We start from the raw sequence: 15,158 nt of genomic DNA on the forward strand, positions 1-15,158 counted from the left end.
GTGTTCTCCTGACTTTATCTTTTAACTTAGGCAAATTTTTCGATTTGGCACATGGTGGTTTTGGTTTCTTGCATCATCGTCACCATGTCGTAGCCGTAGGTTGTCGCAGTATTCACCGCTTCACCTTGAACTACTGGGGCTGCGCCCTCTGGGTAATATTTGCGCAAGTCAGCACCCTGCCACCATCCAGCGAAGTGGAATGGCACAAACGCTGTACCTTGATCAACACGCTCAGTCACCAACGCGCGAACCTTGATTCTGGCTCCGGTAGGAGATTTAACCCAAACGTAATCCCAATTCTTAATGCCGCGCGCTTCCGCAGCCTTAGGATTGATCTCAACAAAGTTCTCTTGTTGCAACTCTGCCAACCATGGATTCGAACGGGTTTCATCACCACCACCCTCGTACTCAACCAAGCGACCTGAAGTCAGAATGATTGGGAACTTCTCATACAGCTTCTCATTCAAGTTTTTGTCTTGAACAGTTTTGTACAGAGTTGGCAAGCGCCAGAAGTTCTTCTTATCGGCCGCAGTTGGATACTTGCGCATCATCGGCTCATTCGTGCTGAATAAGGCTTCACGATGAATTGGAATAGCATCTGGGAAGTTCCAGACAACAGCGCGAGCCTTCGCATTCCCAAATGGATGGCAACCGTTTTTCATTACAACACGTTGAATACCACCAGATAAGTCGGTTTTCCAGTTCTTACCTTCGGCTAACTTTTGCTCTTCTTCTGTTAACTGATTCCACCAACCCAACTTCTTGACAAAGACGTGATCAAATTCTGGGTAGCCAGTAGTAATGGCGGAGCCTTTAGAGCAAGAACCGTCTTCAGCCAAGAGACTCTTACCATCCCTTTCAACACCGAAGTTGGCACGGAAATTACCGCCGCCTTCCATCACGCTCTTGCTTGTGTCATAGAGATTTGGTGAGCCAGGATGCTTAATTGCAGCTGTGCCGTAGCAAGGCCAAGGCAAACCATAGTAGTCGCCAGTCGTATCGTATCCAGTCACCGGATCTACACCACCACGAGACTTCAATGTCTTCGGATCAAAAGTGCCAACCATTCTCATGTGCGCCTTCAAGCGCTCAGGAGTTTGACCGGTGTAACCAATCGTCCATACAGAGCGATTGATCTCGCGCAGGATAGATTCAATTTCTGGCTCTCTCCACTGCTTACCAGCGAACTTCGAGTTGAGCATTTTGAAATTCTTAGACAACTCTTCACCAAAACCAAGGCGATCAGCGAATGCTTGCATGATCACATGGTCTGGCACTGATTCAAATAATGGATCGATTACTTTTTCGCGCCACTGCAATGAGCGATTGGATGCTGTTGCAGAACCTGTAGTTTCAAACTGAGTTGTCGCTGGCAACAAGTAAACATTGCGATTCTTATTCACTAGATCGCCTTCGGCAGGAGGCATTGCCGCCATTGCCGCAGTCGCACTTGGATAAGGATCAACTACAACCAATAAATCCAGCTTGTTCATCGCGCGCTTCATATCCAACCCGCGAGTTTGTGAGTTAGGAGCATGACCCCAGAAGAACAGGCCTTTGACATTCGTTTGTTGATCGATCATGTCATTCTTCTCGAGTACCGCATCCACCCAACGAGAAACAGTGGTACCAGACTTCTCCATCATGTCAGGCGCGTAACGACCTTTGATCCACTCATAATCCACACCCCAAACTGTTGCGAAATGCTTCCATGAACCAGCGGCAAGACCGTAGTAACCGGGCAATGAATCTGGGTTAGGACCAACGTCGGTAGCACCCTGTACGTTATCGTGACCGCGGAAAATATTCGCGCCGCCACCAGATTTACCAATGTTGCCTAATGCCAATTGCAAGATGCATGACGCACGAACCATAGCATTGCCAATGGTGTGCTGTGTTTGACCCATACACCAGACCAAAGTACTTGGACGGTTCTTAGCCATGGTCTCGGCAACTTTATAGACTTGAGCCTCAGGAACGCCACAAGCCGCTTCAACATTAGCTGGAGTCCACTTCTCCATCACCTCTTTGCGGATTTCATCCATGCCGTATACACGGTCATTAATGTACTTCTTGTCTTCCCAGCCATTATTGAAGATGTGATACAGAACGCCGAACAAGAATGGAATATCGCTACCTGAACGAATACGTACATATTGATCAGACTTAGCTGCAGTACGGGTGTAGCGTGGATCTACTACGATCACCTTGCAGCCATTTTCTTTTGCATGGAGCAAGCTCATCATTGAGACGGGATGGGCTTCCGCAGCATTTGAACCGATGTACAAAGCGGCTTTAGCATTCATCATGTCGTTGTAGCTATTAGTCATCGCACCATAGCCCCAGGTGTTAGCAACACCCGCTACCGTTGTGGAGTGACAAATACGCGCCTGATGGTCTGTGTTGTTGGTTCCGAAGAATGAAACCCATTTACGCAATAAATAGGATTGCTCATTATTGTGCTTAGAAGAGCCGATAAAGAACAAAGAGTCTGGGCTGTACTTGCTACGGAGATCTTTCATCTGCGCAGTAATTTCAGTTAAGGCTTGATCCCAAGAGATTCGCTGATATTTGCCATCAACCAACTTCATTGGGTAACGCAAACGGTAATCACCATGGCCGTGCTCGCGTAATGCCGCACCCTTGGCGCAATGCGCACCCAAATTGATTGGTGAATCAAACACAGGGTCTTGACGTACCCAAACACCATTCTCAACAGTGGCGTCGACAGCGCAACCAACGGAGCAGTGGGTGCAAATAGATCTCTTCACCTCAATCTTGCCCTTGCCATCGAGCATTGCTTTGCTTGGTTCAGCAGATGCCTTTTGCACTAAGCTCAATTGGCTAGCGGCAATTCCAGCGCCGACACCTACTCCAGAGCGCTTCAAAAAAGTACGGCGATCCATTGTTGGCACAGCGGCTTGAAGTCCGCGAGACAGGCTACCGACTAAGCGAGATGCAGGTGTGGATCGGCTGCTTTGTGGGGTATTGGATTTACGAGTCAGACTCATATGTTGTCCCTGAGATAGATTTTTTATTTAATGTGTTTAGCGACTGCTCAATTGCAAATTAGATTTAAAGCATTGTGGTTTCGTAATATTTACGAATGTGCGCGGACAATTGATAACCTTCATCCTTGCTTTGGACTGTGCTGCTAATTTCTTGGATAACAGCTTTGCCAATACTAGTTTGGGAAGCTACAGCTACAGCACCAACGGTGGCACCGGCCCCAATGAAAAACTTGCGGCGAGAAGGCTTATTGTCTGTTGCTGCTGCGTTATTAGAGTGTTCACTCATCGTATGCTCCGTTTTAGTACAAATTGACTAGGGTCAAGTGTAATAGGTAATTGCATTTTTGACATATTGGCTTCACAAAACAATGTTAATCAAAATCACACAATTTTTGATGCAATGCAACATCAGATCATGTCAAAACCCTGCCCCTCGATCGCCAAAAACTCTCTAGTCAAGGCGGCGACCGGGTGATAAAGGTGCATCTCAGGGATGTCTTCTATTGCATCGCATAATTCGTCGTACCAAGGACGGATATGGTTATTGAAAAATAATTGCTGGTTTGTCAGATTCGATATCTCCACATCATCGCCCGCGATCAGATAACGCATAACCTCACAAAGCGCCGAGATATGGTCCTCGGTCTCAGTTACCTCTTCAGCCGACTCCAAGCCAAAAGTTTCCAGAGCTCGACGAATATCGACCAAAGGCTTTTCATTTAAATGGCCAGCCATGTAAAAGGACCCGTTCAAAACCACATTAGGTCGACCAACACTAATGAAGTTCAGGTCAAACTCGTCATGCCAAGCCTTAGCGGAATTGGACTTAGCCACCTCCACTACGCTATGCCAAACCTTCGCTAAGGGAGCATCCTCACTCTGCGCCTCTTGACCGTCGGGAATGGATGCCGCAATCTGATCAAGCAACTCCTGATCTGGCGGCTGATGAAAAAATCGAGCAATCAGGCCATATAAATCCGCGCGGGCTAAATCCTCCGGTAACCCCACATCACCCACTTCAGTAGTGCCGCCTTCTTTTATCTGCTCGCTCATATTTCTTTTTTCACCATATCAACCACACGACAATCACTACACATCTTGAGCCTATCTAATGCCGCCCCAGCAAATGCGCCATGAGTACCTAGCTTCGCCAACATTAAATCCACCATCTTGGATGTACCAAAAACCTTGCCGCAGCTAATGCAATGGAAAGGCTTAGTTTCATTCAACTCAACTCTTTGTTTGCGCTCCTCAACCGTCCGCAAGCGTGGAGCTAAAGACAAGGCCTGCTCAGGGCAAGTTTTCACGCAAATTCCACATTGAACGCACTGCTTCTCAATAAACGAAAGCTTAGGCTCATCAAGGTTATCCAATAAGGCACCTTCGGGGCAGCTTCCAACGCAAGACATACAAAGCGTGCAGGCATCCTTATTAATGTTTAAGCCACCCAACAAAGAAGACTTTGGTAAATCCACACCGCCTTCGGGCAACGGTGTTTTTGCTTGTCTTTGTAAATGCTCCAGCACCGCCTCAATAGTTTCACGCTTTTGATTACCCAAACCAAAGCTAGCAGGAGAACAGATAGCAGGCAAAGCGCCCCGCTGGCGCAATCTACCCATTGCTGCTGAGGCTGGCTGCAGATCATCCGCAGACTCAAGTTGTATTAATGAAATTCTGGCATCAAAACCATAGGCAGCCAAAATGGCATTACCTAGTGCGCACTGGGTTTCCAACGCAGCACGATACGCCGGATCCTCATCGCCAGTTAAAAGCAGAATCACCTCGCCAAACCCATAGCTGAGAGCGCCAAGCCAGATATCTAAACCAGTAGCAGCGATATGCTCAATGCCATACGGCAATACATAGGATGGCAATCCCTCGAATTGCTTAGGCCTCAGGTGCGCTGAACGGCCCAGCGAATCAAGTAATTGGGTGCCGGCCTTCAGGTTATGGAGCAACAATGCGGGCGCAATCGTCTGCTTAAGCTTAGCCACCTCAGCAGTGAACACGCTTGCGAGGGTTTTGATTTCTTTGCCCTGATGAGCAACGCTAGGATAGTTATAACGCATCGCCCCTGATGGGCATACCGTAGAGCAAGCGCCACAACCCATACAGAGATTCGGATTAACCTCGACGGTGCCCTGCCCATTCTTAAACAGGGAGCTGATAGCGCCCGTAGAGCACACATCGATACAAGCGCTACACCCTACTTTGCCGTTACGACCATGCGCGCAAACCTTTTCGTTATAAGCAAAGTATTTAGGCTTCTCAAACTCGCCTACTAAACCGAGCAATTGATTGGCGACCAAGGCTTGTTCAAGCGGATCGCTGCCAGGAGCAAAGTAACCTTGTGGAGTTTGGCTCATACGCATCTGAGGATGAGCGCGCAAATCCATAATCAGATCAAAATCTGAGCTACGTTGACGATCAGAGCGATCAAAAGCAATTGCACCGATACCTGCGCAAGCTGTAATGCAATCCCGATGTGATTTGCATTTATCTAAATCAATCTGAAACGCGTCATTAATAGCGCCCTCAGGACAAACGTCAACGCAAGCCCCACAGCGCGTGCACATCTCAGGATCAATCGGATTTTGCAAATCCCATGCAACAGTGAAATTACCCAAATAACCATCTAGCTTGGTTACTGCACCTGTATAGATTGGGAAATTTCTGGCGATCGGCAACGCAGCTGGTTCGGTACACAAAACCGAGACATCAAGTGAGGCACTTAGCTTTTCAGCCCAAGGTAAAGCTTGCTCACCAGGCCCAACAATAAGGAGTCGTCCCTGGCTTTCATAATTCACGACGGGAACAGGCTCCGCTTCTGGCATATCGGCCAACGCCAAAAGCGCGGCAATCTTTGGTCCAGAAGTTTTGGCCTCCTGAGTCCAACCAGCCACTTCACGAATATTCACAAAACGAAGTGGCGCAACCAAGGGTTTTTCTGACTGGTCAGCTAACTCGCTAAATAAAGCGCTCTCTTGCGTGCAGGCAATTACTAATGAATCGCTACTATCAAACGCCTTGATGACAGAGCCAATCTCCTGCCTGCATAAAGAGGTATGCATGGGAAGCCCCAGGGCCTTTGTATCCAAAGTCATGGTTCCATTGCAATTACAGACTAATTTTTGGCTCATGAATAATCTTCTTAACTTGTTTTCTTATCCACAGGGATAGACTGTTGATCCTCAACCTCCTGATTGGAAGCGAGAGGTGTGGATGTTAAATCACTCTGATCCGATACGGCCAAAGGAGGATTTGTCGCCTCTGCTACCTGCGCATGATAAGCATCGCCGGTCTTTTCATCCTCGTCACCATTCCCTTTGCGGAAGATATTAAGCATATCGGACTGAACCATACGCTTGAGCATCTCCAGGGGAATGGGGTCGGGCTTAGAGTAATCATCGATATAAATATCCAGGCCATCCATCACATTAAAGTGCGGATCGGAGAACATCTTCTTCATCGCGGCCTGCTGAACGGCAGGATCAACGCCCGGCTGCATAAAAGCAGAAAAGTCAGGGGCAAAACGATCAATCTTCTCAACATCAGCCAATGTGAGAGGCGGCGCCTCCCCTGGCTCTGTAGATGCATTGAGATCTGCAGAGGGAGCATCCGTCTTTTGAACAACAGTATTGGCCGAACCTAGTTCTGGCTCAATCTGTTCGCCCGCTTTACGGCGCGACCAACGATTTAGAAAACCGCCAGCCATTACTTCTCCATTGGGCGATCAGCCCCTTTAAAGGATGCGGGACGATGCCGCTTCTTTTCCTCTGGTCGGTAATGCTCATTCACAAATTCCTGCAACCAAGAAGCATGCTCTGGCGACATCGGAACGCTATCCACCGACTCACCACCATCAAGCAGGCGCCCTGCTTCGTTATAACTTACGCTAATGCGATGTGGCACAGCAAACGTCGTTTCTGATTTAGCTAACTCAATGGATTGCTCATCAATATAACGATCGATGTCTTCTTCCAGGCGCCACATTACAAACCAGCAGGGCTGAGTAGCGGATAGATTTAAGTAATAGCCTTCTGCCTCGTCCGGGAAAAGATCGAGTTCGTAGCCGGTAAATAACCAGGACTCCCCATCATCATCGCGCCCCAGAAATTGCCCCGAGAATTTACTGCTGTGATTGGCATTGCGACCTTCAGCCGTAAATTGGCCGAAATCAGGCAACACCTCCTGGGGTACCCATCGATACGAAACCCATGGGTTGTCTAGAAACTGCTTACGCATGAGCACTGCAAAACGCATAGGTCCTCAGGTATTTTGAACCACGATATTAGGGAATTTACTGCTCATATCTTTTGACAGGCTGGCAACTTTAATGGCCACCTGTCTTGCGATCGTCTTATAGATTGCACTGATCGCACCATCGGGGTCTGCCACAACAGTTGGACGACCAGCATCAGCCTGTTCACGGATAGACAAGTTCAAGGGTAAGGCGCCCAAGAAATCCGCGCCATACTCTTTGCACATCTTCTCGCCGCCACCCGTGCCGAATACATGTTCTTCATGGCCGCAACTTGGGCACACATAGGTACTCATATTTTCAATAATGCCCACGATAGGAACGCCTACCTTCTCAAACATTTTGAGACCTTTGCGCGCATCTAGCAAAGCGATATCTTGAGGGGTTGTCACGATCACAGCGCCCGTCACCGGCACTTTTTGAGCTAGCGTTAACTGAATATCGCCAGTGCCTGGAGGCATATCCACAATGAGGTAATCGAGGTCGCGCCAGCGTGTTTGACGAAGCAACTGCTCCAAAGCCGATGTGACCATTGGTCCGCGCCACACCATAGGGGCATCATCATCAATCAAGAAACCAATGGAGCTTGCCTGCAGACCATGGCCTTCCATAGGCTCAATCGTATTTTCTTCAATAGACTCAGGGCGACCTGTAATGCCCAGCATCATTGGCTGGCTTGGACCATAAATATCCGCATCCAACATTCCGACTTGAGCACCTTCGGCGGCCAAGGCTAAAGCAAGGTTAACGGCAGTAGTCGATTTACCGACACCGCCCTTGCCGCTTGCAATCGCAATAATATTTTTTACACCAGGCAATAATTTCACGCCACGCTGAACCGCATGCGCAACAATTTGGCTGCTGACATTAACGCTGACATTTTTAACGTCAGGCAACTCACGCAGAATACCAATCGCCGATTTTCGAATCAGTTCAAATTGGCTTTTAGCTGGGTAGCTCAACACAATATCTAAACTGATATCGCCACCGTCAACGCGTAAGTTTTTGACACTCTTAGCTGTTACAAAATCGATCTGCGTATTCGGATCGATCAGACCTTTTAATGCCGTTTGAACAGCCTCTACAGTAACCGCCACCAAAATCTCCTAGGAAGAAAAGCCCCTGTGGGGCTCTCAATATGGTTTATTGAGATATTACAAATCATGGAATAGTGGGTAGATTAACCGCACATGCAAAAAATTGCTTAAAGCGAGGTCACTTAACCTCGTTTAGCTGTATTAAAAAAGAAGGAGGCTGATGTAGTAAACCGCCATAGACATCAATGCAGTAGCCGGTATCGTGAAGATCCAAGCCCAAACGATGTTACCCGCAACACCCCAACGCACGGCACTAGCGCGCTGAGTAGAGCCAACGCCAACAATAGCCCCAGTAATTGTGTGGGTAGTAGATACAGGAACACCGAGAGCAGTTGCAGCAAATAAAGTAATTGCGCCACCCGTCTCCGCGCAGAAGCCACCAACAGGCTTGAGCTTTGTAAGCTTTTGCCCCATCGTTCTCACAATGCGCCAGCCACCAAACATCGTGCCCATGGCGATCGCAATATAACAACAGATAATTGTCCAAGTCGGCGGCATGCTTGCCCCCGCTTCGGCATAGCCGGTAATAATCAAGAGAAGCCAAATGATGCCGATAGTCTTTTGCGCATCATTACCGCCGTGACCTAAGCTGTACGCGCTTGCAGAGAGAAGCTGAAGACGTCTAAACCAACGATCAGTTTTAGCAAGATTGGCATTGCGACATACCCAGGCAACCAACAACATCATCAAAGAGCCGAGCAAGAAACCCACTAAAGGCGAAATGAAGATGAAGGAAACCGTTTTGATAATGCCCGACCATACCAAGCCGTCTACACCGGCCTTAGGAAGGGCTGCGCCAACTAGACCGCCAATCAGGGCATGGGAGGAGCTAGAGGGAATACCGTAATACCAGGTAATGACATTCCAAATAATGGCACCAACCAAAGCGCCAAAGATCACATGCAAATCAACGGCAGCCGGATGAACAATGCCCTTACCTACGGTAGCGGCAACACTGAGATGGAAAATGAAGATAGCTAGGAAGTTAAAGAAGGCAGCAAATACTACCGCCTGCTGCGGCTTCAAGACTCCAGTAGAAACAACGGTAGCAATAGAGTTCGCGGCATCATGAAATCCATTCATGAAATCGAACGCTAAAGCCAACGCTACCAAGAGCGCGACTACCCAAAAAGCTACTTCTATGGAAGCCAACTTATTTAACCTTAAGAATTTTCAAGAACAATGCCTTCAACCAAATTGGCGGCATCTTCACACTTATCAGTCACTTCCTCGAGCAACTCATAAATCCGCTGCAACTTAATCAACTCACGCACCTCAATTTCCTCACGGAAAAGCTTGGTAATCGCCGTTGAAAGCAAGCGGTCTGCGCCAGACTCCAGATGGTCTATTTCATCGCAAGTCTTCAGGGCAGCCTTAGCAACTTCAGGATCAGAGATGTCTTTGAGCATGCCAACAGCATTACGCATACCAATACAACATTGATTGCAAAGCTCGGCCATATGGAGCATTTCATCCGTCATTTGCTTGACGTTATATAAATGCATTGCCTCGGTGCCGTTCTGAATTAAATCAGCAACGTCATCCATCGTATTAATTAAAGAGAAGATCTGGTCACGATCGATTGGAGTGATAAATGTCTTGTGCAGGCGGCGATGCACCTCTTTCACAACATCATCACAAGCGTGCTCAGCACTATCGACCTCTTGGGTATATTTCGCACGCAACGCTTCATCGTTGTAATGCTCGATGAATTTCAGAAAAGATTCAGATGCGGAAACGATATGTTCAGCGTGTTGATTGAACAATTCGAAAAAATTACCATCGTGAGGCATTAACTTACTGAAGAACATAAATCACGATCCTTTAGAAACAATAACTGCGGGATTTGCTAACTTGGATGACATTCTAAACAATGCCCTAATGAGATACGGGAAAGCCAGCATCTGTTATAAGCTGCGCAGCTAATTCTGGAGAAAGCTGCGTTTCCAGGCTCACTACTTGGGTAGCAAGATCCGCCTGAACTTTAGCCTGCGGGTCTTGAGCCTGAACCGCCCTAGTCACGGCATTAATACAACCACCACAAGTCATTCCAGAAACCTTGAGATTGAACATAACGCCCCCTTATATGCCTTAGAAAGGCTAAAAATGCAGTTTTATAGCCCTTGCTGTAGATTATCTTCTATATGACCCCAAAAGAGCCGACAGATTCCGAGTTTTTTATCTTAGATATTGGGGGCATGACTTGCGCCTCTTGCGTGAGTCGAGTTGAAAAAGCGCTAGACAAAATTCCGGGGGTTGAGGCGGCAATGGTGAATTTAGCTACCGAGCAGGCGCGTATCCGCGTTAAACGAGGCACTAGCACGCTAGCGGACATCATTGCCCTAGTTCAAAAGACGGGGTATGAGGCGAGCGAGAGCTCCCCTCGCGGCCATCTAAATCAAAAAACAAGCAAATCCTTCTGGGCTAACGATGGATTGGCGCGAGTTTTACTTGGCTTCGCCCTCGCCACCCCACTAGTCTTGCCAATGTTATTGATGCCTTTAGGTATTCACTGGTCTTTATCGGGATGGTGGCAGCTCGTCTTGGCGACCCCCATACAACTCATACTGGGATGGCGTTTTTACAAGGCAGGCTACAAGTCACTCATGGCTGGCGCTGGGAATATGGATTTACTCGTAGCCATCGGTACTAGCGCAGCATACGGGCTAAGTCTATATCTTCTCCTTACCTCAGGCCATGCTCACGAGCTGTACTTTGAAGGATCCGCAATCATTATCTGCATGGTCTTATTGGGCAAATGGCTAGAAGCTCGCGCCAAACAACAGACCAGTGAGGCAATTCGCGCCCTCCAAAAACTTTGGCCTGAATATGCCAAGGTGCTCAATGTCGAAGTCCAGCTTGCTGGCAGCTTTACTCCAGATCAATATCGAGACCTACCTTTAGATCAGGTCCTGCCTGGAGACTGCATCTTAGTTTTGCCTGGTGAACGCATTCCAGTTGATGGCAAAATTATTGTCGGCAACGGACACGTCGACGAATCACTGCTCACCGGCGAAAGTGAGCCCGTGAAAAAAATGCCTCAATCTAAAGTGATTGGCGGATCACTCAACGGTGAGGGTGCACTGGTGGTGCGGGCTGAGGCCGTTGGCGTTGAGAGCGTTCTCTCCAAAATCATTCTTTTGGTTGAGGAGGCTCAAACTCAAAAAGCCTCCATTCAAAAACTGGTAGATCAAGTAAGCGCAATTTTTGTTCCTACAGTCATTCTCATCGCCGTGATTACTGCTATAGCGAATTGGCTCTATATCGATTCCACATCTATCGCCATCTTACGCGCCGTATCTGTACTCGTCATTGCCTGCCCTTGTGCACTGGGTTTAGCAACACCAGCAGCCATCATGGCGGGAACCGGGGTTGCAGCCCGCTTTGGCATTCTGATTAAAGATCCACAAGTGCTGGAGCTTGCGCACAAACTCGATATCGTGGCATTTGATAAAACGGGAACGCTTACTATCGGTAAACCTCGCTTGCTTACACTCCTCCCTTTCAATCAAGTATCCATACAAACCAATGAAATTCTGGCAACGGCGGCAGGCCTGCAGTTGGGTAGTGAGCACCCTTTAGCCAAAGCATTACTAGATGCCGCCAAAGATCAACAGATTGCAGCGATTACCACTGTCAATAGCAAAGCACTGCCAGGAATTGGTATTGAAGCCATTCCGACTGCAGGCCCTTTTGCTGGGCATACACTCCGCTTGCAGAGCGTGGTGTCACTAGAGGGCAATCCAAACCTTCCCCTCGTTCTAGAAAAAGCACAAGCCTGCTTTGACCAAGGACAAACCGTTTCTGTATTAATGAATCTAGGAAACGAGCTAGATTCATTAAACACTCCAATTGCCATCATCGCATTTGGAGATGAGCTAAAAGCAAACGCGAAATCGGCAGTTGATGCCCTCCATGATTTAGGCATTCGCACCGTCATGCTTTCAGGGGACAATTTATCTGCCGCTCAACGGGTAAGCAAATCTATTGGCATAGATGAAGTCTTTGCCCAAATCATGCCAGGCAACAAAGCAGAGATTATTCAAACATTGCAGAGCGGCTTTGGCAGTCAAAAGCATTACGTGGCCATGGTTGGCGATGGAGTGAATGACGCGCCAGCCTTGGCGATGGCGGATGTGGGGATGGCAATGTCTACGGGAACAGATGTCGCCATGCAGGCTGCGGGCATCACTTTAATGCGAGGCGACCCGACCTTGGTCGCAGATGCGATTGATATCTCCAAGAAAACCTGGAGCAAGATTCGTCAAAACTTATTTTGGGCTTTCGCCTTCAATACCATCGGAATCCCTATGGCGGCACTGGGCTACCTATCACCAATGCTGGCCGGCAGTGCCATGGCGCTTTCTAGCTTCTGCGTATTGAGTAATGCCCTGCTTCTCAAGCGCTGGCACCCAAAGCAATCCTAAAAGAATATCAGCGCATTATTTTTGATTCTTACGAATCAATTCAATATCTCCATACAAGGCCCGTGTTTCAGACTTGGTGTTATCAGTATCTGTCAGTAGTGCGATGCCAATCACATTTCCTGGGTTCTCTCCGTAGGCTAACTTGTAATCCGCTGCAAGATCGCGTTCGTGCTTGCGCCATTCGCTGAGATTTTCCCACCCAGAATCCACGACGATCATCTTGATGCGAGAAGTATGCGCATTACTTAACACAGTGTTGATGGGATTCTTTCCCGACCAGATATACATCAGAGTTGCATACGGCATTTCTTGACCGCTAATAAGACTAGCCATTTCAAAAGTGAGTTTCTCCTTTAGTGGCAGCTTTGTTTTATTCCCATCAAAGGCCACTAAAATCCGCAGAGGTGAATCATCATTTTGACCGTCCGCATTATCAGCTTGTGGCATTGCCCCTGCTGCCTTCCACTCCCATTGCATCGATAGGTTTTGAGCGGAGCGAGGACGCAGCTTTACCGCAAGTCCAGAGGCAGATGCTTTGGAATTAGCAGCCAATACTGTTCGGCCTTGATAGTTTTCAAGGCGATAAATTGTGTTTTTCTTATAAGGCGCTATGCGGTAAAAGTGCCAGCCTTCCGGCATGCCATCGCGTGGCCTCTCAGTGGAAAATTTTGGCAACTCCTCCTGAGCGGGTAATTGGTCCACATTAAAGGGCTGGCCCGCTTCATTCTCCAGGGACTGGCCAGTAAACCCAGCGCAGGCTACCAGCAAGATAGAGGAACTGATGCATGCGATCAGCAAGATTCTTTTAAGCATGTGGTTAATTGTCCCAAAGATTCAATGGACTGAGTCTAAAATCATTCCATGCGCCATCAATCCCCCTCAAACTGGGCCGCCATCGGCATCTGCATTGCCGCAGTGATTCATTTTGCTTTGGGCTTTTCAATTGAATTCTCGGTAGATGAAGCGCACTATGCCTTATATGCCAAGCATTTGGCGTGGAGCTATTTTGATCACCCACCACTAGTAGGCTGGATCCAATGGCCACTAGTAGCACTCACTTCATCGGAAGGCATCATCCGCCTCATTCCAGAATTGCTCTGGGCGCTTTCTGCTTATCTAGTGTACGAAGTGACTTTAGAGATTCACCATGTCATGCAGGGACGTAATGCGGGCTACCTCACCACCGCCCTCCCTTCAGCCAATTTATGCGGACTCATGGCTGTATTGGCAATTATTGCGGCGCCACTTCCACACGTTCTCGCCATCGGCCTCCTACCGGACACCTTACTTGCCCCGCTGAGTCTTGGTCTGATGTTGATGGCATTGCGCTGGGTTCGACAAGACACCCTCACCATTTCGGATTGGATGAGTATTGGAGTGCTGCTAGGCTTAGCTGGGCTCAGCAAATATACTGCGGCTTTCACCGCCATTGCCCTTCTACTTGTCTTTCTGTCTCTCCCCAAAAAACCGTGGATCACTAAGACAGGATTTTGGGTGGCTGCTGTCATTGCGCTGATTGCAATTAGCCCAGTGCTTTATTGGAACTGGATAAATGACTGGATTTCCTTCAGATATCAAATTGCCCACGGTAGCGGTGGCGCTTGGGCATGGCGCAGAGTTGCGGCATTTATTGGAATCCAGATTGCTTGCTTTGGTCCGCTCTTGCTTATCGGCGCCTTCACCTTCCTCAAGGATTGTCTATATTCCCGCAAGCTCGTTTTATTCGCCCTTCTTAGCTTCTTCTTCATCCCCTTCTGCATCTTTGCCAGCTTATCGGGAGGCGGCAGCCTTCCTCACTGGACCACTCCCGCCTGGTTTTGTCTTGCGCCTTTTGCGGGCATTGGCTTAGCGAAGGCGTGGAATATGAACAAACGTCTTGCCATACAAATGTTGTTTGTTGGCCAAGTATTCATTTGCATTCTAGGCTTTGCCTTTGTACTTGCTGGCGGCATTAACTCCGCAGCAATGAAGTCCAACCCTATTGCCGATCTCTACGGATGGAAGGCAGCAGGACAAAAAGCATCTCAATTAGCCAAGGCCACCCAAGCCAATAGTATTGCAGTGCAAAACTGGACGCTTGGCAGCAGGGCTGCTTGGTACGCCAGCCCCCTGACAGTTTTCGTACTAGATCAACGCCATGATCAGTTTGACCTCTGGTTTGGGCAGATTCCATCAGGATCCAGCGCCCTTCTCATTAATTGGTCTGGCATGACATTTGCACCCCCCGTGGGAGCCAAACCAGCCTTTGAGCGCTGTGAACCCCTAGATACCCTAGAAATCATTCGATTTGGCCATGTTTTGTCCAAGTTTGACTTCAGCCTTTGTCGTAACTGGCAGGAATCAGAAACGCCGCACTAATTCT

The 15,158-nt window shown here is 48.3% G+C and carries 13 protein-coding genes; 2 read left to right on the forward strand and 11 right to left on the reverse strand.

Annotation, left to right across the window (positions count from 1 at the left end; translation table 11 throughout):
- Nucleotides 1-26: 26 nt before the first annotated feature.
- The 10 genes from FD960_RS06495 to FD960_RS06540 form a co-directional block, all read right to left on the reverse strand.
- Nucleotides 27-3,011, reverse strand: coding sequence for a formate dehydrogenase subunit alpha (locus tag FD960_RS06495; RefSeq protein WP_215298023.1), 2,985 nt, complete (start codon nt 3,009-3,011; stop codon nt 27-29).
- A gap of 64 nt (nt 3,012-3,075) precedes the next feature.
- Complete coding sequence (locus FD960_RS06500; protein WP_215298025.1) at nt 3,076-3,297, reverse strand: formate dehydrogenase; 222 nt, start codon at nt 3,295-3,297, stop codon at nt 3,076-3,078.
- A 122-nt stretch (nt 3,298-3,419) separates the two neighbouring features.
- Nucleotides 3,420-4,064 carry a molecular chaperone gene (locus tag FD960_RS06505; protein WP_215298027.1) on the reverse strand — a complete coding sequence of 215 codons (645 nt, stop codon included), beginning with the start codon at nt 4,062-4,064 and terminating at the stop codon, nt 3,420-3,422.
- Nucleotides 4,061-6,082, reverse strand: coding sequence for a 4Fe-4S dicluster domain-containing protein (locus FD960_RS06510; RefSeq protein WP_371817419.1), 2,022 nt, complete (start codon nt 6,080-6,082; stop codon nt 4,061-4,063). Before FD960_RS06510 ends, FD960_RS06505 begins: the two co-directional genes overlap by 4 nt.
- A gap of 80 nt (nt 6,083-6,162) precedes the next feature.
- Complete coding sequence (locus FD960_RS06515) at nt 6,163-6,726, reverse strand: DUF3306 domain-containing protein (protein WP_215298031.1); 564 nt, start codon at nt 6,724-6,726, stop codon at nt 6,163-6,165.
- A complete protein-coding gene (locus FD960_RS06520; protein ID WP_251369758.1) occupies nt 6,726-7,256 on the reverse strand; it encodes a DUF3305 domain-containing protein in 531 nt (176 codons plus the stop codon). The genes FD960_RS06515 and FD960_RS06520 overlap by 1 nt, the downstream gene beginning before the upstream one ends.
- Before the next feature lie 24 nt (nt 7,257-7,280).
- On the reverse strand, nt 7,281-8,369 hold the full coding sequence (gene apbC, locus FD960_RS06525; RefSeq protein WP_215298035.1) for an iron-sulfur cluster carrier protein ApbC: 1,089 nt from the start codon (nt 8,367-8,369) through the stop codon (nt 7,281-7,283).
- A 141-nt stretch (nt 8,370-8,510) separates the two neighbouring features.
- Nucleotides 8,511-9,452 (reverse strand): anion permease, encoded by a 942-nt coding sequence (locus FD960_RS06530; RefSeq protein ID WP_371817451.1) that lies wholly within the window; start codon nt 9,450-9,452, stop codon nt 8,511-8,513.
- 80 nt (nt 9,453-9,532) lie between these two features.
- Nucleotides 9,533-10,180 carry a DUF47 domain-containing protein gene (locus tag FD960_RS06535; RefSeq protein ID WP_215298039.1) on the reverse strand — a complete coding sequence of 216 codons (648 nt, stop codon included), beginning with the start codon at nt 10,178-10,180 and terminating at the stop codon, nt 9,533-9,535.
- A 67-nt stretch (nt 10,181-10,247) separates the two neighbouring features.
- Entirely contained in the window at nt 10,248-10,442 is a 195-nt protein-coding gene (locus FD960_RS06540) for a heavy-metal-associated domain-containing protein (protein ID WP_215298041.1), read from the reverse strand.
- A gap of 71 nt (nt 10,443-10,513) precedes the next feature.
- Between FD960_RS06540 and FD960_RS06545 the strand changes: the two genes are divergently transcribed.
- On the forward strand, nt 10,514-12,796 hold the full coding sequence (locus FD960_RS06545; RefSeq protein ID WP_215298043.1) for a cation-translocating P-type ATPase: 2,283 nt from the start codon (nt 10,514-10,516) through the stop codon (nt 12,794-12,796).
- A 15-nt stretch (nt 12,797-12,811) separates the two neighbouring features.
- Here the strand turns inward: FD960_RS06545 and FD960_RS06550 are convergent, their stop codons facing one another.
- Nucleotides 12,812-13,609, reverse strand: coding sequence for a DUF3047 domain-containing protein (locus tag FD960_RS06550; RefSeq protein WP_215298045.1), 798 nt, complete (start codon nt 13,607-13,609; stop codon nt 12,812-12,814).
- 48 nt (nt 13,610-13,657) lie between these two features.
- On the opposite strand from FD960_RS06550, the gene FD960_RS06555 reads away from it, so the two are divergent.
- Nucleotides 13,658-15,154 (forward strand): glycosyltransferase family 39 protein, encoded by a 1,497-nt coding sequence (locus FD960_RS06555; protein WP_215298047.1) that lies wholly within the window; start codon nt 13,658-13,660, stop codon nt 15,152-15,154.
- Nucleotides 15,155-15,158: the final 4 nt, after the last annotated feature.

Source organism: Polynucleobacter sp. AP-Nino-20-G2 (genome assembly GCF_018688235.1).
Lineage (GTDB): Bacteria > Pseudomonadota > Gammaproteobacteria > Burkholderiales > Burkholderiaceae > Polynucleobacter.

Coding starts and splice junctions, on each gene's coding strand:
- FD960_RS06495 (WP_215298023.1), bottom strand. CDS start 3,011: ATGAGTCTGACTCGTAAATCCAATACCCCACAAAGCAGCCGATCCACA.
- FD960_RS06500 (WP_215298025.1), bottom strand. CDS start 3,297: ATGAGTGAACACTCTAATAACGCAGCAGCAACAGACAATAAGCCTTCT.
- FD960_RS06505 (WP_215298027.1), bottom strand. CDS start 4,064: ATGAGCGAGCAGATAAAAGAAGGCGGCACTACTGAAGTGGGTGATGTG.
- FD960_RS06510 (WP_371817419.1), bottom strand. CDS start 6,082: ATGCATACCTCTTTATGCAGGCAGGAGATTGGCTCTGTCATCAAGGCG.
- FD960_RS06515 (WP_215298031.1), bottom strand. CDS start 6,726: ATGGCTGGCGGTTTTCTAAATCGTTGGTCGCGCCGTAAAGCGGGCGAA.
- FD960_RS06520 (WP_251369758.1), bottom strand. CDS start 7,256: ATGCGTAAGCAGTTTCTAGACAACCCATGGGTTTCGTATCGATGGGTA.
- FD960_RS06530 (WP_371817451.1), bottom strand. CDS start 9,452: ATGAATGGATTTCATGATGCCGCGAACTCTATTGCTACCGTTGTTTCT.
- FD960_RS06535 (WP_215298039.1), bottom strand. CDS start 10,180: ATGTTCTTCAGTAAGTTAATGCCTCACGATGGTAATTTTTTCGAATTG.
- FD960_RS06540 (WP_215298041.1), bottom strand. CDS start 10,442: ATGTTCAATCTCAAGGTTTCTGGAATGACTTGTGGTGGTTGTATTAAT.
- FD960_RS06545 (WP_215298043.1), top strand. CDS start 10,514: ATGACCCCAAAAGAGCCGACAGATTCCGAGTTTTTTATCTTAGATATT.
- FD960_RS06550 (WP_215298045.1), bottom strand. CDS start 13,609: ATGCTTAAAAGAATCTTGCTGATCGCATGCATCAGTTCCTCTATCTTG.
- FD960_RS06555 (WP_215298047.1), top strand. CDS start 13,658: ATGCGCCATCAATCCCCCTCAAACTGGGCCGCCATCGGCATCTGCATT.